Genomic DNA, 19,256 nt, shown 5'->3' with positions numbered 1-19,256 from the left:
TATAGGAACCTCATGCTTAACAAGTATCCGCTCTGGAAAAACCTCATTATCCTGGTTGCCCTGGCAATCGGCTTTATATACGCACTCCCCAATTTGTTCCCGGATGATTTTGCGGTTCAGGTTACCGGTGCCCGCAGCAGTACCGAAGTCGACGCACGCGTTCTGGAGCGTGCGGTGCAGGCTCTGGAAGCCCAGGGTATCGAGGTAAAAAGCAGCAGTTTGCAGGATCGTGACGCGCTTATTCGGGTCACCAGCGGCGAAGACCAGCTTCAGGCCCGCCCTGCAGTGCAAGCGGTACTGGGTAACGACTATCTGGTTGCGCTGAATATGGCTGCTTCTACTCCCGGCTGGCTGCGGAGTCTGGGCGCCGGCCCAATGAAGTTGGGCCTGGATTTGCGCGGCGGCGTTCACTTCCTGCTGGAAGTGGATATGGAAACCGCGGTAAACCAGCGTCTGGAAGCTTTAGCCGGGCAGATTAAGCGTGAACTGCGTGAAGAACGCATTCGCTATCGCGGTGGAGAGCTAGAGGGGGACCTGGAAGACGGTCAGGAAATTATTCTCAGTTTTCGTGATGACGAATCCCGCGCCGAGGCCTTCACCCTGATTCGCCGCCAGTACCTGCAGTTTTTGATGGACGAGCGCACCCGTGGCGATGAGCGCTTGATTGCGCTAACCCTGTCGGAAGCCGAAGTGCGCTCCATTCAGGAATACGCCCTTGAGCAGAACCTGACCACCATCCGTAACCGGGTGAACGAATTGGGTGTGGCCGAGCCGCTGGTGCAGCGCCAGGGCTCCAGTCGCATCATTGTTGAATTGCCGGGTGTTCAGGATACCGCGCAAGCCAAACGCGTATTGGGCGCCACCGCGAATCTGGAATTTCGAATGGAAGCTCGGCCAGACACGCCTGCCGGCGGTGTCGAAACCTTTGGTTTTCGCGATACGCCCCAGCGTACCGCTCGCTTAGAGCGTGAGCTCATTGCCACAGGCAATAACGTGGCCAATGCCCAGCAGCAGTTTGATGAGAACGGCCAGCCACAAGTCAGCATTACAATGGATTCTGTGGGCGGCGATTTGATGAACCGTGCCACTCGCAACGCCGTTGGCCGGCGTATGGCGGTGCTTTTTATTGAGTTTCGCACCGAAACCGAAGACCGTATGGTTGACGGCGAAGTGGTCACCGAAGAAAAGCGGGTAGTGGACAAAGGCATCATCAGCCTGGCAACGGTGCAGTCTGCATTGGGTGCGAGCTTCCGTATTACCGGTCTGAACTCGATTCCGGAAGCGTCGGAGCTATCACTGCTGCTGCGCGCCGGTGCACTGGCCGCGCCCATGTATTTTGTGCAGGAACGAACCATTGGCCCCAGCCTGGGTCAGAAAAATATCGACGCCGGTATGATGTCGGTATTGCTGGGCTTTGTGCTGGTGCTGATTTACATGGCGCTTTACTACCGCGGTTTCGGGCTTATTGCTAACGCATCCTTAACACTGAACCTGATGTTGCTGATTGCCTGTATGTCGATTTTGTCGGCCACGCTGACGTTGCCAGGCATTGCCGGTATCGTGCTGACGGTGGGTATGGCCGTAGACGCCAATGTGTTGATATTCGAGCGCATACGGGAAGAGCTGAAAGCCGGCGCTGCGCCGCAACTGGCCATAAATGCCGGTTACTCACGGGCTTTTGTGTCCATTTTTGACGCCAACATCACAACGTTGCTGGTGGCGCTTATTTTGTTCGCCATGGGTTCCGGCCCGGTGAAAGGTTTTGCGATTACCTTAAGCCTGGGCATTATGACATCGATGTTCTCTGGCTTGTTGGTCAGTCGCAGTATCGTCAATGTGGTTTATGGTGGCCGCAAGGTCGAAAAACTTTCGATCGGAGGGAAGCAGGCTAATGCTTGACGCTCAAAAAAAACCGTTTGATTTTATGGGCTTTCGGAAGATTGCTTCAATACTCTCGATTGCTCTGGTAGTGCTTTCCATTGGCTTGCTGGGGGTGCGCGGGCTGAATTTCGGTATGGATTTCACCGGCGGCACGTCGGTTGAATTTGAATACCAGCAGGCGCCAGCTCTGCCCAAGATACGTACAGCGTTGAGTGACGCCGGCTATGAGCAGTTTGTGGTGCAGAATTTCGGTTCTGACAAAACGGTTCTGGTGCGGCTGTCAGAGTCGGGTAACGATATGCTGGCCCAAGAGATTACCAGCACCTTAACCGCGGGCGGAGCTGAGCTGAAGCTAATCAGTTCGGAGTTTATCGGCTCCCAAGTGGGCGAAGAACTGAAAGAGGACAGCGGTTTGGGTATGCTGATTGCCTTGTTGGTGGTGCTGATTTACGTTGGCATGCGCTTTCAGTTCAAATTCGGTATTGCTGCCGTGTTGCCCTTGGCTCACGACGTCATTATTGTGCTGGGTATTTTCTCGCTGTTTCAGTGGACCTTTGACCTTACGGTTCTGGCCGCCCTGTTGGCCATCATCGGCTATTCGCTGAACGACACGATTGTGGTGGCGGACCGTATCCGGGAAAACTTCCGCACCATGCGGGTAGGGGACTCATGGGAGGTAATCAATACCTCCATTCACCAGACCATCAGCCGTACCATCAATACCTCTGGTACCACGCTGGTGGTGCTGGTTGCGCTTTACGTATTTGGTGGTGAGGCGATTAACGGATTTGCTCTGGCGCTGATTATCGGCGTGGTGGTGGGTACCTACTCATCTATCTACGTATCGGCGAACCTGCTGATTGCGCTCGGCGTGTCTCGTGAAGATCTGATCCTGCCGGTGAAGGAAGGTGTGGTCGGCCAAGATGAAGACGAGAAGCCCCCAGAATGGCTGAACCGTATGTAGATCTTTTGATAAGGGCTGTTTAGCGACCCTGCCGATAAACCTTGTTGGTTTATCGGCAGCGGTTTCGCAACCATTAAAAAACCGCCAGTCCCTCGGGATTGGCGGTTTTTTTGTGCATGCCTTGCTAGCAGGGTAAGTGCCCTTTAGCGGGGCAAGCGGCCGCGGAACGGATGCAGTTCCTTCAGCAATTCACGAAACAGTTTCGGGTTAGCCACAATCAACTGTTTTGCGTTACTAGCCGATGGGTTGCCAGAGAAGTCCCCGGTCAAGGCGCCCGATTCCATCGCCAGAGCCACGCCTAGGTCCAGTTCGGCGCCTTCCGGACGAAAAGCAATCACTGCGTCCAGATGGCCGGCTGATACCCGTGCGATATCCAGCACCACGCATCCGGATGTACGGAAAATGCGTGAGTTGGTCGCCAGAACAGTGGCTATTTCGCCCCACAGTTGTGGATTTTCGTCTTTACGGGCCTGGTCCAGAACGTTGGTAGCCAGCGCTGCGCTGGTTAGTTGGCGCACCTCTGATACCCGCACCCGGCGGCTATTCAGTGCGGCGCCGTGGCCACGGCTGGCCGAGTATTCTTCGCTGGTGATTGGGTTAACAATCAACAGACTCTCAATCCGGTTGTTCTTTTTCTGGGCCAAAGCCAAAACAAATTCCGGAATACCCCGCAGAAAATTATCGCGACCCAGAACCGGAAAGATGTGCCAGCTTTTGTCATAGGTGCCGGCATCTGCTTGGTTCAGGGGGGCAATGTGGTGGTCTTTGTAGGCTTTTTCGAGCTGTTCTACGAAATTATCGTAAATGGCCTGTTCGACGCGATCCAGCTGACGCTCACGCTCGCTGTTGTCTTTGTCGCTGGGTTCCTGGCGCTCGAAATGTGCTTTCAGGTAGTCCGACCCCTGGCGCGCAACGCGCAGGGCCATTTTAATCGCTGGTTGCATCTGAGTAATCATTATCCGAGTGTATGGAGGCGCAGTATTGTAGCAGTCGGTGTGCGCTTTGTCTGTTTTTAGACTCCGCACAAGCACGGATAATGGCCATTTGACTCACGGGTTGCCCGCCGGCTTTCATGATTTATCTGTTATTATTGCCACCTAATTTTGCTGACAGGCCGTTACCATGCACAAACCGTCCCGCCCGCTGGGCTCACCCGACACCTACAACGACCGAATTCGTATTGTTCTGGTGGAAACCTCCCACTCCGGCAATATTGGTGCGGTAGCGCGAGCCATGAAAAATATGGGGTTGGGAAATCTGTGGATGGTGAACCCGCGATCGTTCCCGGATGAAACCTCGTACGCTCGAGCCGCCGGAGCATCGGATGTTCTGGACACTGCAACCGTGGTGGGCAGCCTTGATGAAGCGCTGGCAGATTGCGTGTTGGTGATGGGCACCAGCGCTCGCGGGCGCAAGGTGCCCTGGCCCGTGATGCCGCCGGATCAGGCCGCAACTGCCGCAGCCAGTCATTGCGGCCAAGGCACAGTGGCGCTGGTGTTTGGTCGAGAGAATCATGGGTTGAGCAATGACGAACTGCAACGTTGCCACTATCATATTCATATTCCGTCCAATCCGGATTACAGCTCATTGAATCTGGCGATGGCGGTTCAGGTAATGTGTTATGAATTGCGCATGAGTTATCTGAAGGGCCTTGACGCAAATGCCCAGCGGCCCTATTTAGAAACAATTGCGCAGCCTGGTGACGCCGGGTGGGACGTCGCTCCTGCCAGCGTTGGCGATGTCGAAGGCTTTTTTGGCCATTTGCAGCAGGTGCTGGAAGAAATTGATTTTCATCGCCGGGACAAACCGCGCCAACTGATGGCGCGTCTGCGCAGGTTGTTTCAGCGGGCGAAAATGGACCAGATGGAAGTTAATATTCTAAGAGGCGTTTTGTCGGCCGTTCAAAAAACGGCAGGCGCCTCGGAAACCGAGCAATCAACCTCCGGTACCGGGCCACAAGCGCCGGAGCAGGACCAGGGCAAAAGTCATGTTTAGACATTTAAGAGAAGATATCAGTAGTGTGTTCCGCCGCGACCCCGCTGCGCGTAATACCTTTGAGGTTCTGACCAACTATCCTGGCCTGCACGCACTTTTACTGCATCGGGTGGCACACTGGTTATGGGGGGTGGGCCTGAAGTGGCTAGCTCGCACCCTCTCTACGCTTACGCGCTGGTTTACCGGTATTGAGATTCATCCCGGTGCCACCATTGGTCGACGCTTTTTTATTGACCACGGTATGGGCGTGGTCATTGGTGAAACTACGGTCATCGGTGACGATGTCACTTTGTATCAGGGCGTTACCTTGGGCGGCACCAGTTGGAGCAAGGGCAAGCGCCACCCCACTATTGGTGACGGGGTAGTTGTAGGCGCCGGAGCCAAAATATTGGGGCCCTTTGAAGTAGGCGCGGGTGCCAAAGTGGGTTCCAACTCGGTGATCACAAAAGCGGTTCCAGCAGGCGCAACCGTTGTTGGCATACCGGGCCGCGTGATTGAAAAAGACAAAGACGAGCGGAGCTCGCGGCGACGGGAAATGGAAGAGCGCATGGGCTTTGACGCCTATGGCGTTACCGAAGAAATGCCAGACCCCCTGGCGCGGGCAATGCGTTCGCTGCTCGATCACATGCACGCGGTAGACGACCGCATGGAAATAATGTGTAAAGCCTTGCGCAAGGTAAGCGCCGACTATCCGAACGGAGACTTGCCGGTGTTGTCAGAGGACGATTTTGATTGCCTACGCGATACAGACAGCGAGGCTTTGCGCAAAAAGAACCGCGAAGACGCAAAAGTAGTTGCAGCGGCGGCGGTCGAGCCGAGCGCCAAAGTGGGTAGTCTAGACAATGCAAAGGAGAACGTTAAAGAGAGCGCTGAAGAGAGTGTGGAAGCAGGCGCCAGGAAGAATGCAAGCGAGTCCACCAAGGATAGCCGCTGAATACTTGACTGAATTAGTAGGTCAATTCATACTCGTGACTGCGAATAGAGGTCAATTTCCATCGCGGGGCGGAGTTTATGAAGTTGACAACAAAAGGCCGGTATGCGGTAACCGCTATGCTGGACCTTGCACTGCACGGTGATCATGGGCCGGTTACGCTTGCTGATATATCAGCCCGCCAGGAAATCTCCCTGTCGTACCTGGAACAGCTATTCTCACGGCTGCGACGCAGGCATTTGGTGGCCAGCATTCGCGGCCCTGGTGGTGGCTATCGCCTGAACCGCGGCGCTGATGCCATTTTTATATCAGAGGTGGTAGACGCTGTGAGCGAATCACTTGATACCACACGCTGTGGTAATAAAGGCGATTGTCAGAGCGGTGAGAAGTGCCTGACTCATCACCTGTGGTCTGATCTCAGCGAGCAGATTTATCAGTTTCTGGATAACATTAGCCTGAGCGACCTGATGAAAAAACGTGAAATCCGTCAAGTGGCGGACCGCCAGAATCTGCGCCAGAGCGATGCAGGTTTTGAAACGATCAACACCCGGCTGCTAAGCGAACAGGCTCCGGTTTAAGTCTGGTTTCTAACGCCATGAAAAAACCCGTTTACCTCGATTATGCGGCCACTACGCCCGCAGATGTCGCTGTTGCCGAAGAAATGATGCGCCACCTGACATTGGATGGTGCCTTTGGTAACCCGGCTTCGCGTACCCATGGTTATGGTTGGCAGGCTGAAGCGGCAGTAGAAACTGCACGCCGCCAGGTGGCCACATTGATCAATGCCGATCCCCGCGAGATCGTATGGACATCTGGTGCGACCGAGTCTGACAATTTGGCGATTAAAGGCGCGGTGGCCGGGCACGATGCTCCTCACATCATTACCTCTATGATTGAACACAAAGCCGTTCTGGATACCTGTGGCTGGCTGCAGGAGCAGGGCGTGAAGGTTACCTGGCTGAAGCCTGATGCCTGTGGGCGTATTCATGTCGAACAAGTGGTTGAGGCGCTAACGCCCGAGACCGTGCTGGTGACCCTGATGCTGGTAAACAACGAATTGGGCAGCATTAGTGACATTGCGGCCATTGGTGCCCAACTGCGTGGCCGCAATGTGCTTTTTCATGTTGATGCGGCCCAGGCCCCTGGAAAAATACCGGTGGATGTAAAGGCCTTGAACGCCGACCTGCTGTCACTGTCGGCGCATAAGGTCTATGGCCCCAAAGGGATAGGTGCGCTCTACGTGCGACGCTCTCCGGATGTGCGTATTCAAGCGCAGATTCACGGCGGCGGTCATGAGCGCGGTATGCGGTCCGGCACCCTGCCGACGCACCAAATTGTGGGCATGGGTAAAGCGTTTGAGTTGGCAGCAGACAGCCTCTCTGCCGATAGTGCCAGGCTGGAACAACTGCGTGGGCGTTTTCTGGGGGCGCTGGCTGAGCTTGAAGGAGTTTCCCTTAACGGGAGTCTCAATAACTATCTCAACGGCGATGACCCCAGCTTGCGAGTGCCCGGCATTATTAATTTGTCATTCGCGGGCGTTGATGCAGAAACCCTGATGCTGGGCCTGCGTGAATTGGCAGTGTCTTCCGGTTCCGCCTGTACATCGGCGACACTGGAACCGTCTTATGTCTTGCGGGGCATCGGGCTAGACGATAAGCAGGCTCACCGTTCGCTGCGGTTTTCATTTGGTCGGTATACCAGCGGCGAGGAAGTAGACTTTGCGGCGGCACACATTATTGATGTTGTTAGCCGGCTGCGGTCTGCGCGGTAGGCACCGGCCCCGCGACTGCGTATAATTAAATGCTCGTTTTTTTACCCAACCTCTTAATGGAGAATCCCCATGGCAAATGAACGCACGCTGTCGATCATCAAGCCTGATGCCGTTGCAAAAAATGTAATCGGCAAAATCATCAGTCGTTTTGAAGATGCAGAGCTGCACGTTGTTGCAGCAAAGATGATGCACCTGAGCCAGGAACAGGCTGAAGGCTTTTACGCCGAGCACAAAGAGCGTCCGTTCTTTAACGACCTGGTTGCGTTTATGACGTCTGGCCCGGTGGTTGTTCAGGCTTTGGAAGGCGAAGGTGCCATTTTGAAAAACCGTGATCTGATGGGTGCTACCAACCCGAAGGACGCAGAAGCGGGCACTATCCGCGCCGACTTTGCATCGTCTATTGATGCCAACGCGGTTCACGGCTCCGACTCGGCTGCTTCTGCCGAGCGCGAAATTGCTTATTTTTTCAATGATAACGAAATCTGCCCGCGCGGCTGATTTTGTACACCGGGGGCGGCGTTGCTGCCCCCGGATTGGTTATTTGATCGAGGTTATACAATGACAGCACCCGCTGAAAAAACGAATCTTCTGGGAATGCCCAAAGCCAAGCTTGAGGCCTATTTTGAGTCCCTGGGGGAAAAACGTTTTCGCGCTACTCAGGTGCTGCAATGGATTCACCAGCGTGGTGTGGGTGACTTCGATGAAATGACCAATATGAGCAAGCCCCTGCGGGACAAGCTCAAGTTGATCGCTGAAGTACGTGGCCCGGAAGTAGTCTACGACGAAGTGGCCAAAGACGGCACCCGTAAATGGGTGATGCGGATGGACAACGGCAACAACGTAGAAACCGTGCTGATACCTGACGGTGAGCGTGGCACTTTGTGTGTGTCATCACAGATTGGTTGCAGTCTGGATTGCAGTTTTTGTTCAACGGGTAAGAGAGGCTTTAACCGTAACCTGACTTCTGCCGAGATTATTGGGCAGGTGTGGGCTGCGCGCAAAACGTTCATGCCCTATGCTCCGGGCCCAGATCGTCCGATTACCAACGTGGTGATGATGGGCATGGGCGAGCCCTTGTTGAACTTCGATAACGTCGTAGACGCGATGAACCTGATGATGGAAGACTTGGCCTACGGCATTTCCAAGCGCCGGGTAACCCTGAGCACGTCGGGCGTGGTTCCAGCGATCGACAAATTGGGTGAGGTTACCGATGTTTCATTGGCTATTTCTTTGCACGCCGCAAATGATGAATTGCGTAATCAATTAGTACCTATTAATAAAAAGTACCCAATAGCTGAGTTGCTGGCAGCTACCCGCCGTTATTTAAGCCGTCTGCCAGACAAACGCAAAGCAACGATTGAATACACTTTGATGGCTGGTATAAATGATCATGTCGATCAAGCGCGAGAACTGGCCGAGGTTCTGCGTGGTTTGCCGTGTAAGATCAACCTGATACCATTCAATCCGTTCCCGGAAAGTGGCTATGAACGCCCGAGCATGAATGCCACCCGACGATTCCAGACGGTGTTGAACGAGGAAGGGTATATTGCGACTGTACGCATGCCCCGTGGCGATGACATAGACGCTGCTTGTGGCCAGCTGGTGGGCAAGGTGGAAGACCGAACCCGCCGCAGCGCTCGCTATATTGCTGTGCAGCAGGTTTCAGCGTAAATACCCGGCTGTGGATGCGGCAGGTCTTCTCCAATAGCAGCTTCAGGATGAGTTCACGGCTATGGTAAATCAGTTTGTCAGTGCCCGTTTTATGATGTCGCTGATGCTGGTGGCAGCGATGTTATCGGGCTGCGTGACGACCACCGACAGCCGCTTTGCCCGCGAAGCCGATCGCCAAAAAGCGTTGGCAGATTACGTTCAGTTGGCATCCGCGTACATTGGCCAAGGAAATTTTGAGCGAGCCCGTCATCACTTGGACCGGGCTCTGGAAATTGATTCGAATAACTCGCCGGCGTTAGCCGCAAAGGGCATTATTTTCGCCAACGAGGGTGAGCCCGAGCTGGCTGAAAGCAATTTCAGACGCGCAATCTCCACCGATTCAAAAAATACCCGCGCCTACGTTTATTATGGCGCATTTTTGTATGGCCAAGGCCGAATGGAGCAGGCACGCGATCAGTTTGCCAAGGCCTCTGGCGATACCGGTTATCGGGATCGAGGTTCCGTTTTTTTCAACCTGGGAATGACCCAGGAGCAGCTGGGTGATTTTCCAGCTGCGGTTAGCAGCTATCGCCGTGCCACCGAGTTGGCGCGCAGTGATCCCAAAACATTGCTGGCGTTGTCGCGAGTACTGTTAGAGACCGGTGATGTGAGAGCAGCCGATTTCTATTACAGTCGGCTGCTAACTACAATGCAGCGCAGTGACCGCTTACAGCACTCGTCTGAAAGCCTATTGGTGGGAGTTCGCATTGCCCACCTGCTCGACAAACGTGACCAAGAGGCCAGTTTGGCATTAATGTTGCGGAATAATTTCCCCGAATCAGCAGAACTCCGGCAATACAAGGTACTGATGTCTAATGGCCAATGAAGAGAATCGAGCTATCCCTGGCAACCGGCCGGTGGGCCCACAGTTAAAAAAGGCCCGCGAAGCGAAAGGGCTCAGTGTCGTCGAAGTGGCGGAAGCCCAACATCTTCGCCCGGCCATTATCCAGGCCATCGAAAATGGCAAATACGAGCTGATTGATACAGAGCTCTTCCTGAAAGGCTACATACGCGCTTACGCACGCCAAGTAGGCTTGGATGGTAACGCCCTGATTGCCGACCTTAACCTCGAGCTGGAGCCCATGCGCCAGGAACAGGCGCAGGCGAAAGCTGCGAATCCGCTGGTTGATATAGAACGCCGGCGGCGCAAAAAACGCCGTGTAGCAAAAGCCGCATTGTGGCTGGTCGCACTGGCGGTATTGGGCCTTTTGGTGTTTTCGTTTATTTACAATCCTTCGCAGCTGGCTAATTTGACGGGCGCCGGCGATGACTCAACAACACAATCTACGCCAGATAACTTGTTGCCAAACGAAACGAGTGATGGCGATGTGACGGCTTCGCCCGCGAACGCAGAGGGTGAGTTAAAACCGCTTATAGCGTCAGGCACAGGAACTTTTTCTGACGGTGAGGCTCCAGCTGACGGCTTGGGGTCTTCACCGGCGCAGCCAGTAGGAAATTCGGCCGTTATCGTCGACAATGAGCGTTCGACGATAGACACGGAGCCGTCACCCCAAGTTGCAGACAACCGGGGTCGGTTGGAAATTGACTTTATTGATGACTGCTGGGTCCAGATTCGAGATGCTAACGGCAGAAGCCTGGCCAGCGGTCTGAAGCGCCAGAGCGACCGCATTGATTTGCGTACTGAAACCGACATTCGCCTGGTGATTGGTGCCGCTAATGCGATAGGGAGCATGCGCTTTGAAGGCGCCCCGGTCGATCTTGGCAGTAAAGGTGTCGTTGGTAATCGTGCCGAGTTTGTTTTAGCTTTGAATTAATAGCTCAACGTAAACGCCGATACTTTTGGTTTTCACAGATTGGTTCTCGCAAATGAAACACGAATCTCCGATTAAAAGACGTAAATCCCGCCAGATTATGGTGGGCAATGTGCCAGTGGGTGGCGACGCGCCGATTGCCGTCCAGAGTATGACCAACACCGAAACCTGCGACGTGGAAGCAACGCTGGGGCAGATACAGGCTCTTCAAGACGCCGGTGCCGATATTGTCCGCGTGTCTGTGCCGTCAATGGAAGCCGCAGAAGCGTTTGGCCGTATTCGCGCCCGCGCGGGTGTTCCGCTGGTTGCCGATATTCATTTTGATTACAAGATCGCGTTACGGGTGGCCGAACTGGGCGTTGACTGCCTGCGCATCAACCCGGGTAACATTGGTCGGGAAGACCGCGTCAGTGCGGTCATCAGTGCCTGCCGCGACCGCAATATTCCAATTCGGATCGGCGTTAACGCAGGCTCGTTAAGTAAGGACCTGCAGCGTAAATACGGCGAGCCTACTGCAGACGCGCTGGTAGAATCTGCCATGCGCAACGTCGATATTCTTGACCGCCACGACTTCCAGAATTTTAAGGTCAGCCTTAAAGCGTCCGAAGTGTTTATGACGGTAGAAGCCTATCGCAAGATCGCCACGCAGATTGACCAGCCTTTGCACCTGGGCATCACCGAAGCCGGCGGTTTCCGTTCCGGCACCGTGAAGTCGTCCATCGGGCTTGGTTTATTGCTGATGGATGGCATTGGCGACACCATCCGCGTATCGCTAGCTGCAGACCCGGTGCAGGAAGTCAAGGTTGGCTACGACATACTCAAAAGTTTACGTTTGCGCTCCCGCGGCATTAACTTTATTGCCTGCCCCAGTTGTTCGCGGCAGAATTTCGATGTTATCCAGACCATGAACGATCTGGAAGTGCGTTTGGAAGACGTGCAGCAGGCTCTGGATGTGGCCATTATTGGTTGTATCGTGAACGGCCCGGGCGAAGCGAAAGAGGCCGACATTGGTTTGACCGGTGGCAGCCCAAAAAACCTGTTTTATATGGGTGGTAAGCCTCAGCAGAAATTGGACAACGCAAACTTGACTGACGATCTTGAGCGCCTGATTCGCGAAGAAATTGCGCGCCGTCAGGAAGCCGAAAACGCCATTATTGTCCGTTCCGCTGACTGACAGGCGACGAATACGGTTACACCTATCGATAACACCTATCGATAACACCGACCGATGACAACAGGCAGGCAGTGCATTGGCGCAGTGCCACTGCTCAAACCACAGAGACGCTTAAGGGTTTAACTTGGCTAAGATTCAGGCAATTCGCGGGATGAACGATATCCTGCCCGAACAGACTCCGGTCTGGCAATATGTTGAAGCAACGGTGCGCAAGGTGTTGGGGCAATACGGGTACCAGGAAATCCGTATGCCGATTGTGGAACAGACCGACCTGTTCAAGCGCTCTATCGGTGAAGTTACCGACATTGTTGAAAAAGAAATGTACACCTTTGAAGACCGTAACGGCGATAGCCTGACTCTGCGCCCGGAAGGCACTGCGGGCTGCGCGCGCGCGGCCGAAGAGCACGGCCTGCTGTTCAATCAAACCCGGCGGATGTGGTACACCGGCCAGATGTTTCGCTACGAGCGCCCACAAAAAGGGCGTTACCGCCAGTTCCACCAAGTGGGTGTCGAGTGTTTTGGCATGGCTGGGCCAGACATAGACGCAGAGCTTCTTATTCTGACGGCGCGTTTGTGGAAAACGTTTGGTCTGGCTGGTCATGCGCGTCTCGAAATCAACTCGATTGGCACCGCTGAAGCCCGCCGAAACTATCGCGAGGCGTTAGTTGCTTACCTGCAGCAATTCAAAGCCGAGCTCGATGAAGATAGTCAGCGCCGCCTTGAAAGCAACCCTTTGCGGATTCTGGACAGCAAAAGCGCGGCTACCCGCAAGATTCTGGAGCAGGCACCAAAACTGGACGCCTGGCTTGACGACGAATCTCGTGATCATTTTGAACGTTTGAAGCAATTGTTGGACGCCGCCGGAATCACGTACACGGTGAATCCGGCGCTGGTCCGCGGCCTGGACTACTACGGTAAGACGGTATTTGAGTGGATTACAGACAGCCTGGGCGCCCAAGGCACGATTTGCGCTGGTGGCCGCTATGATGGATTGGTAGAGCAACTGGGCGGGAAACCCACGGTCGCCGTTGGTTTTGCCATGGGCGTCGAGCGTCTCATCCTGCTGTTGGAAACCCTTAATTTGATACCCGAGTCGGTCAATAACCAAGCCGATGTTTACGTTACCGCCATGGGCGATCAGGCAGTTGCGCCGGCGTTGCTTCTTGCTGAAGAACTGCGGGACCAACTTCCTGGCTACACCATTATTAGCCATTGCGGTGCGGGCAGTTTTAAAAGCCAAATGAAAAAAGCCGATCGAAGCGGTGCCCGTTATGCACTTATTCTGGGTGATAACGAGCTTCAGAATCAAAGTGTTGGCCTTAAACCTTTACGTACAGACGAGCCCCAGCAAGAGCTTCCGCGGCAGCAGGTTGCCGAGGCTCTAACGCAGGCGCTGTCGCAGTAATCCTTTTAAAGCGCCGTTTCTAATTTACAACAGGAGTTATCATGGCCGAGTTGCGTACAGATGAAGAGCAGGTTGAAGCGATCAAGCAGTGGTGGAAGAACAACGGTAGTTCGCTGCTGATTGGTATTGGTGCGGCCCTGGCGATTGTGTTCGGATGGCAAGCGTGGCAAAACCAACAGGCCCAGCAGCGTACCGAGGCTGCCAGCCAGTTTGTTACTCTGATGAACGCCTTTGGCACCGAAGATGAAACCAGCGCCGACACCGTCGCTTTTGTGGCTAAAACCCTGCGCGATGAACATGCCGACAGCGCTTACGCGGTTTACGCTAATTTGATGCTGGCTCGGGTTCAGCTCATGCAGAACAGCGACGCCGAAGGCGCTGTTGAATCCTTGCAGTGGGCACTGAATAAAGCGGCGGAGACTCAGCCTCTGGCTCTGGTCGTGCGCAGCCGTCTGGCTCAAGCCCAAATGGCTCTGGACGATTATGATGCGGCGTTGGCCACCATTGACGGTGCCAAAGACAGCGACGCTTTTGGTGCTATGTTTGCCGAATTGCGCGGTGATATTTTGCTCGCGAAAGGCGATCAAGAAGGGGCCCGTGAAGCCTACCTGGCGGCCCGCGAACAGGGCGAAGAAAATCGCAGTGGCGTTCTGCAACTCAAACTGGCGGATCTGGGTGTCGGGGGTGATGCGTGACGTTAAGCGCAGGTTTTCGGCAGCTGCGTGCCAGTGCTGTGGTGCTTATAGCAGCCGCCCTTGTAATTGGTTGCAGCGCCAACGATACGTTTGAGCAGCCCGCACAATTGCCTGATGTGAATCAGCAGGTGTCATTTGAACGGGTGTGGGACGTTACGGTGGGTGACGGCCATGACGGCGAGTTTTTGTACCTTGCACCGCTGAACGCCGGCGACGTTGTGTACGCCGCATCGGCTGACGGAGAGTTGCTTGCCCTAAACGCAGAAACCGGCAAACAGATCTGGGAGAATTCGGTGAAAGACCGGATTTTTGCCGGTGTTGGTGGCGATGACAAGCAACTGTATCTGGTGAGCCGTGATGCCGATTTGCTGGCGCTGTCGCGGGAAGATGGCAGCGAGCTTTGGCGCGCGTCATTGCCGACCGAAGTTCTGTCGGCGCCGCAGTCCAATGGCAGTCTGGTGGTTGTGCAAACCACCGACGGCCGTGTGCTGGCATTCAATGCCGCTGACGGTGAAAAACGTTGGCAATATGACAGTGTTGTGCCGGCCTTGTCGGTTCGCGCCTCAGCAGCACCACTGGTAGGGGCTGACGTTATAATAAGCGGCTTTGCCAACGGCAAACTGCTGGCTCTGTCCGCAGAATCTGGCCAGCCGCTGTGGCAGTACGAAGTAGGTGCGCCCCAGGGCCGCACAGAGCTTGAACGCTTGGTCGACATTACCAGCCAGCCTTTGGTGCTGGAAAACGCGATTCTGGCGGTGGGCTATCAGGGCAAGCTGGCGCTGATTGATTTGCGCACCGGCAATGACATCTGGAGCAAGACAGCCTCCAGCCTGTATTCACCAATGGTCAGTAACGGCAACATTTTTCTGGCATCTGCTAACGGCGACCTGGTTGCTATGCGCGGTTCTGATCGCCGTGACCTGTGGACCCAGGACAAACTGGCCTGGCGCCAGCTGACCCAGCCGGTGCCCCTCGACGATTATCTGGTGGTAGGTGACTTTGACGGTTACCTGCACGTGGTGTCCCAGGAAAGTGGTGAACTGGTAGGGCAGATGAAATTTGATGGTGACGGTATCCGCGTACCGGCCCAGCGCCTGAGTAATGGTAATCTGCTGATCTTTGGCAACGGCGGTAAACTCGCCGCTTATAAGTTGCAATCGAAAAACTGACGCGACACGCGGCCCGGCCTCCAAACCGGGCCGACTTCTTTTGTGAGTAGCGAATGACATTTTTTTTGAGTAGTGAAACACTATGAATCCAGTCATTGCCCTGGTGGGCCGCCCGAACGTGGGCAAGTCCACACTGTTTAACCAGATGACCCGTTCGCGGGATGCACTGGTCGCCGATTTTCCGGGACTGACCCGCGACCGTAAATACGGTGAAGGCAATTACGAAAATCAGCGCTTTATTGTCATCGATACTGGTGGCTTGATGGGCGACGAGCTTGGGCTTGACGCCGCGATGGCCAAGCAGTCTTTGCAGGCGGTTGAAGAAGCCGACATCGTTCTGTTCATTGTGGACGGCCGCGCCGGTGTGATGCCTGGTGATCAGGTACTTGCTGATCAGCTGCGCCGATCGGGCAAGCACGCGCACCTGGTGATTAACAAAACGGATGGCCAGGATCCAAACCTGGTAGCATCCGACTTTTATGCACTGGGTTTTCAATCCCAATTTCGCATTGCCGCATCCCACAATCGCGGCGTTCGATCTATGTTGGAGATTTTGCTGCCGACGCCGGAGGAAGATGCAGATATAGACGCAGCGCATAATCACCCCGGCATTCGCATTGGCATTGTTGGCCGCCCCAATGTGGGCAAATCGACCCTTGTAAACCGCATGCTGGGTGAAGAGCGCGTCGTTGTTTACGATCTGCCGGGTACCACCCGCGACAGCATTTATATTCCCTACGAGCGTTTGGGCCAGGAATATACCCTGATTGATACGGCCGGGGTGCGGCGGCGCAAAAATGTGCGAGAGACGGTTGAGAAGTTCTCGATCATCAAAACTTTGCAGGCCATAGACGACGCCCACGTAGTGATTTTGGTGATCGACGCCCGCGAGGGGTTGGTTGACCAAGACATGCATCTTATGGGCTTCGTGCTGAGTGCTGGCCGTTCGTTGGTGATTGCTATCAATAAATGGGATGGCATGAACGGCGAAGACCGTGACAAAGTAAAGGAACAGATTCGCCGGCGTCTGGATTTTCTGGACTACGCCGACAAGCATTATATTTCGGCTTTGCACGGTTCTGGCGTGGGTGTGATGTACGAGTCGGTTAACGCCTGCTACGAATCGGCTATGGCAAAATGGCCAACCAATCGGCTGACCACGATTTTGGAAGATGCGATTGCCCAGCACCAGCCGCCCATGGTTCATGGCCGTCGTATCAAGCTGCGTTACGCTCACCAGGGTGGCTCTAATCCGCCGACCGTTGTGGTACACGGCAATCAAACAGATTCTTTGCCCAGTTCTTACAAACGGTACTTGGAGAATAGTTTTCGCAAGGTGTTAGCGGTAACCGGCACGCCGATCCGCTTCGAGTTCCGTTCCAGTGAAAACCCGTTTGCCCATAAAGTGGACCGGATGACGCCGCGACAAAAAGTCAAAAAAGACAATGATGAAAAGAAGGGCGGGGGCAAGCCTAAAAAAGCGCGCCAGAAGAGCCTGAAGCGCTGATAGTCAGAATAGCCTGAAGCGCTGATAGGTAGGAAAGCCTTAATCGCTAACAAAAAACCGGCCCGTAATAAACAATAACGGGCCGTTTTTTTATGGGCGGTGGCTATGCAAGACCGTAAAACCAGACACGATCAGGCTTTGCTGGCGTCTTCCACTTGCTTGGCTTGAACAGCGGTTATGGCGATGGTGAATACGATGTCCTCCACCAGCGCTCCCCGTGATAGGTCATTCACCGGTTTACGCAGACCCTGCAGCATAGGCCCAATGCTGACCACGTTAGCGCTTCGCTGCACCGCTTTGTATGTGGTGTTGCCGGTATTCAGGTCGGGAAACACAAACACAGTTGCGCGGCCGGCTACCTGGCTATTAGGTGCCTTGCTAAGGCCCACGCTTTCAATGGCGGCGGCGTCGTATTGCAGGGGGCCATCAATCAGCAGGTCTGGGCGCCTTTCGCGCGCTATCCGGGTAGCTTCGCGTACCTTATCCACATCTCGGCCGCTTCCAGACTCTCCAGTGCTGTAGCTGATCATCGCCACGCGTGGCTCGATGCCGAATGCTTCGGCTGATTGGGCGCTCTGGATGGCAATATCTGCTAACTGCTCCGGGTTAGGGTCCGGATTTATGGCGCAGTCTCCGTAAACCACAACCTGTTGCGGTAACAGCATAAAAAATACTGACGACACCACTTTGGCGTTGTCGTGGGTCTTGATCAGCTGCAGGGCAGGGCGCACGGTGTTAGCGGTGGTGTGGATGGCGCCGGACACCAAGCCGTCGGCTTCGTCCAGCGCGACCATCATGGTGCCCAAAACGACATTGTCTTCAAGCATGCTTTCCGCCACTTCGGCTGAAATGCCTTTGTGTTTCCGCAATTCTACCATGGGCGCCACGTAGCGCTTGCGCACCACAGCCGGCTCGATAATTTCCAGATCGGGTGGTAATTCCAGGCCTAGGGAGGCCGCTACGGTACGTATCTCGGTGGCGTGGCCGATCAGCGCGCAGCGCGCAAGCTGGCGCTGATGGCAGATGATGGCTGCCTGTACTGTGCGTGGCTCGTGGCCTTCTGGTAAAACAATGCGCTTGTTGGCAGCACGGGCACGCTCAGAAAGCTGGTGGCGAAACGCCGGTGGTGACATACGGGTTTGGCGCGGCACCTTAAGGTGTTCCTGCAGCCAGTCGGTGTCAATACGCGGCGCGATCAGGTTCATGGCGGTGTCGATCCGCTCCGGATCGTCGATAGGGATAGACCTCGACAGGCCGGCCAGCATGTGTGCGGTTTCGTAGGTGTTGGTGGTGGTGCTAAGAACCGGCATGCCGGTTTCCATGGCCCGTCGACACAATTCGATCACCCTCTGGTCTGGTATTAGACCGCCGGTGAGCAGAATGCCGGCCATGGGCACGCCATTCAGGGCCGCCACTGCGGCGGCCACAAGGATATCCTCCCGGTCTCCGGGAGTCACCAGAAGAGTGCCGGACTTGAGGATTTCGGTCATATTGCTGATGGTCCGGGCGCAAACAGAAACACGGTGCACCCGGCGGGCCTGCATATGGCCCTCGTGCAGTATTTTTACCTTCAGTTCGCGCGCTATGTCTGAAACCCGCGGTGCCAGCAGGCTCGGTTCCCAAGGTATTTCGGCTAACAATCGATACTGCCCGCTACTAAACACTTTGCATTTGTTGCGGTAATCTTCAGACGGTGTCGCGGTAAGGGTCGTCATGCCGGGCATGTTGCGCTCTTTTGGCGCACCGATTTTGTTAAGAATGACGCCCAAAACGTCAGCTTCATTCTGCCCCGAAAACAGTCGCGCAGAAAAGCCCAGTTGTTCGTCCAGCTCGACGGGGTCACAGCCTCTAGGTGACGTTAGCAGAATGATCTCAGAGCCCAGGTTCCGCGCGACTTCGGCGTTCAGACGGATAATGTAGGTGCCATCCTGGCCGGGTTCCAGGCCCTCTATAATCACCACGTCGACCGTGCACGCCACTTTCTGGTACTCACCCACCACACGCTCAAGCAACAGGTCAGATTTGTTGTGATTGAGCGCGTACTGTGCTTCTTTCAGGGTAATCGGTGTCGGCGGCTGAAGATGGCTGTGTGTGCGCACAAACTCAACGGAAGAGTCTTTGCCATTATTGTGGGTTGCATCGGCTTGGTGCACCACCTGGCAAAACGGCTTATAAAAACCAACGCTGACACCCACCCGCTCAAGTGCTCGCAACAGGCCCAGGCAGACGGACGTCAGGCCGGAATCTGTGGAGGTTGGTGCAATAAAAAGACTTTTTGCCAT

16 protein-coding genes and 1 pseudogene are annotated in these 19,256 nt (G+C 54.9%); 15 read left to right on the top strand and 2 right to left on the bottom strand.

The genetic code is table 11. The features are described 5' to 3' along the window. Window positions 1–12 precede the first annotated feature (12 nt). The gene (gene secD, locus MIH18_RS03255; protein WP_249013913.1) at window positions 13–1,899 is read left to right on the top strand and encodes a protein translocase subunit SecD; all 1,887 of its coding nucleotides are present in this window, start codon (window positions 13–15) and stop codon (window positions 1,897–1,899) included. Further along, on the top strand, window positions 1,892–2,845 hold the full coding sequence (gene secF, locus MIH18_RS03250; protein ID WP_249008609.1) for a protein translocase subunit SecF: 954 nt from the start codon (window positions 1,892–1,894) through the stop codon (window positions 2,843–2,845). Before secD ends, secF begins: the two co-directional genes overlap by 8 nt. 143 nt (window positions 2,846–2,988) lie before the next feature. Here secF and MIH18_RS03245 read toward each other — a convergent pair whose 3' ends face one another. Continuing rightward, on the bottom strand, window positions 2,989–3,789 hold the full coding sequence (locus MIH18_RS03245) for an inositol monophosphatase family protein (protein WP_249008610.1): 801 nt from the start codon (window positions 3,787–3,789) through the stop codon (window positions 2,989–2,991). Between the two features lie 178 nt (window positions 3,790–3,967). Here MIH18_RS03245 and trmJ point away from each other — a divergent pair, with 178 nt between their 5' ends. The 13 genes and pseudogenes from trmJ (at window position 3,968) to der (ending at window position 16,974) form a co-directional block, all read left to right on the top strand. Beyond that, window positions 3,968–4,840: a tRNA (cytosine(32)/uridine(32)-2'-O)-methyltransferase TrmJ gene (gene trmJ / locus MIH18_RS03240; protein ID WP_249008611.1), complete on the top strand. Its 873-nt coding sequence runs from the start codon at window positions 3,968–3,970 to the stop codon at window positions 4,838–4,840. After that, window positions 4,833–5,585, top strand: a pseudogene (gene cysE / locus MIH18_RS03235) (serine O-acetyltransferase); the annotation flags it as partial. The gene trmJ and the pseudogene cysE, both read left to right, overlap by 8 nt. A 266-nt stretch (window positions 5,586–5,851) precedes the next feature. Continuing rightward, window positions 5,852–6,349 (top strand): Fe-S cluster assembly transcriptional regulator IscR, encoded by a 498-nt coding sequence (gene iscR, locus MIH18_RS03230; protein WP_249008613.1) that lies wholly within the window; start codon window positions 5,852–5,854, stop codon window positions 6,347–6,349. A 17-nt stretch (window positions 6,350–6,366) separates the two neighbouring features. Continuing rightward, window positions 6,367–7,542: an aminotransferase class V-fold PLP-dependent enzyme gene (locus MIH18_RS03225; protein WP_249008614.1), complete on the top strand. Its 1,176-nt coding sequence runs from the start codon at window positions 6,367–6,369 to the stop codon at window positions 7,540–7,542. Between the two features lie 69 nt (window positions 7,543–7,611). Next, window positions 7,612–8,040, top strand: a complete 429-nt coding sequence (gene ndk / locus MIH18_RS03220; RefSeq protein ID WP_249008615.1) for a nucleoside-diphosphate kinase — start codon at window positions 7,612–7,614, stop codon at window positions 8,038–8,040. Between the two features lie 60 nt (window positions 8,041–8,100). Continuing rightward, complete coding sequence (gene rlmN, locus MIH18_RS03215; protein ID WP_249008616.1) at window positions 8,101–9,213, top strand: 23S rRNA (adenine(2503)-C(2))-methyltransferase RlmN; 1,113 nt, start codon at window positions 8,101–8,103, stop codon at window positions 9,211–9,213. 61 nt (window positions 9,214–9,274) lie between these two features. Further along, window positions 9,275–10,078: a type IV pilus biogenesis/stability protein PilW gene (pilW, locus tag MIH18_RS03210; protein WP_249008617.1), complete on the top strand. Its 804-nt coding sequence runs from the start codon at window positions 9,275–9,277 to the stop codon at window positions 10,076–10,078. Then, entirely contained in the window at window positions 10,068–11,027 is a 960-nt protein-coding gene (locus MIH18_RS03205; RefSeq protein ID WP_249013912.1) for a RodZ domain-containing protein, read from the top strand. Before pilW ends, MIH18_RS03205 begins: the two co-directional genes overlap by 11 nt. A gap of 52 nt (window positions 11,028–11,079) precedes the next feature. Next, the gene (ispG, locus tag MIH18_RS03200) at window positions 11,080–12,198 is read left to right on the top strand and encodes a flavodoxin-dependent (E)-4-hydroxy-3-methylbut-2-enyl-diphosphate synthase (RefSeq protein WP_249008619.1); all 1,119 of its coding nucleotides are present in this window, start codon (window positions 11,080–11,082) and stop codon (window positions 12,196–12,198) included. Window positions 12,199–12,322: 124 nt separating this feature from the next. After that, window positions 12,323–13,603, top strand: coding sequence for a histidine--tRNA ligase (gene hisS / locus MIH18_RS03195; RefSeq protein WP_249013911.1), 1,281 nt, complete (start codon window positions 12,323–12,325; stop codon window positions 13,601–13,603). 41 nt (window positions 13,604–13,644) lie between these two features. Next, window positions 13,645–14,298: a tetratricopeptide repeat protein gene (locus MIH18_RS03190; protein ID WP_249008621.1), complete on the top strand. Its 654-nt coding sequence runs from the start codon at window positions 13,645–13,647 to the stop codon at window positions 14,296–14,298. Continuing rightward, window positions 14,295–15,467, top strand: coding sequence for an outer membrane protein assembly factor BamB (gene bamB, locus MIH18_RS03185; protein ID WP_249008622.1), 1,173 nt, complete (start codon window positions 14,295–14,297; stop codon window positions 15,465–15,467). The genes MIH18_RS03190 and bamB overlap by 4 nt, the downstream gene beginning before the upstream one ends. An 82-nt stretch (window positions 15,468–15,549) precedes the next feature. Then, entirely contained in the window at window positions 15,550–16,974 is a 1,425-nt protein-coding gene (der, locus tag MIH18_RS03180; RefSeq protein WP_249008623.1) for a ribosome biogenesis GTPase Der, read from the top strand. 131 nt (window positions 16,975–17,105) lie between these two features. Here der and pta read toward each other — a convergent pair whose 3' ends face one another. Beyond that, a complete protein-coding gene (gene pta, locus MIH18_RS03175; protein ID WP_249008624.1) occupies window positions 17,106–19,256 on the bottom strand; it encodes a phosphate acetyltransferase in 2,151 nt (716 codons plus the stop codon).

Source organism: Marinobacter sp. M3C (assembly GCF_023311895.1).
In the GTDB taxonomy this organism is placed as follows: Bacteria; Pseudomonadota; Gammaproteobacteria; order Pseudomonadales; family Oleiphilaceae; genus Marinobacter.
This window is presented reverse-complemented; position numbering and strand designations above follow the sequence as displayed.

Coding starts and splice junctions, on each gene's coding strand:
- ispG (WP_249008619.1), top strand. CDS start 11,080: ATGAAACACGAATCTCCGATTAAAAGACGTAAATCCCGCCAGATTATG.
- trmJ (WP_249008611.1), top strand. CDS start 3,968: ATGCACAAACCGTCCCGCCCGCTGGGCTCACCCGACACCTACAACGAC.
- MIH18_RS03245 (WP_249008610.1), bottom strand. CDS start 3,789: ATGCAACCAGCGATTAAAATGGCCCTGCGCGTTGCGCGCCAGGGGTCG.
- MIH18_RS03225 (WP_249008614.1), top strand. CDS start 6,367: ATGAAAAAACCCGTTTACCTCGATTATGCGGCCACTACGCCCGCAGAT.
- secF (WP_249008609.1), top strand. CDS start 1,892: ATGCTTGACGCTCAAAAAAAACCGTTTGATTTTATGGGCTTTCGGAAG.
- pta (WP_249008624.1), bottom strand. CDS start 19,256: ATGGCAAAAAGTCTTTTTATTGCACCAACCTCCACAGATTCCGGCCTG.
- ndk (WP_249008615.1), top strand. CDS start 7,612: ATGGCAAATGAACGCACGCTGTCGATCATCAAGCCTGATGCCGTTGCA.
- der (WP_249008623.1), top strand. CDS start 15,550: ATGAATCCAGTCATTGCCCTGGTGGGCCGCCCGAACGTGGGCAAGTCC.
- secD (WP_249013913.1), top strand. CDS start 13: ATGCTTAACAAGTATCCGCTCTGGAAAAACCTCATTATCCTGGTTGCC.
- pilW (WP_249008617.1), top strand. CDS start 9,275: ATGGTAAATCAGTTTGTCAGTGCCCGTTTTATGATGTCGCTGATGCTG.
- MIH18_RS03190 (WP_249008621.1), top strand. CDS start 13,645: ATGGCCGAGTTGCGTACAGATGAAGAGCAGGTTGAAGCGATCAAGCAG.
- iscR (WP_249008613.1), top strand. CDS start 5,852: ATGAAGTTGACAACAAAAGGCCGGTATGCGGTAACCGCTATGCTGGAC.
- MIH18_RS03205 (WP_249013912.1), top strand. CDS start 10,068: ATGGCCAATGAAGAGAATCGAGCTATCCCTGGCAACCGGCCGGTGGGC.
- rlmN (WP_249008616.1), top strand. CDS start 8,101: ATGACAGCACCCGCTGAAAAAACGAATCTTCTGGGAATGCCCAAAGCC.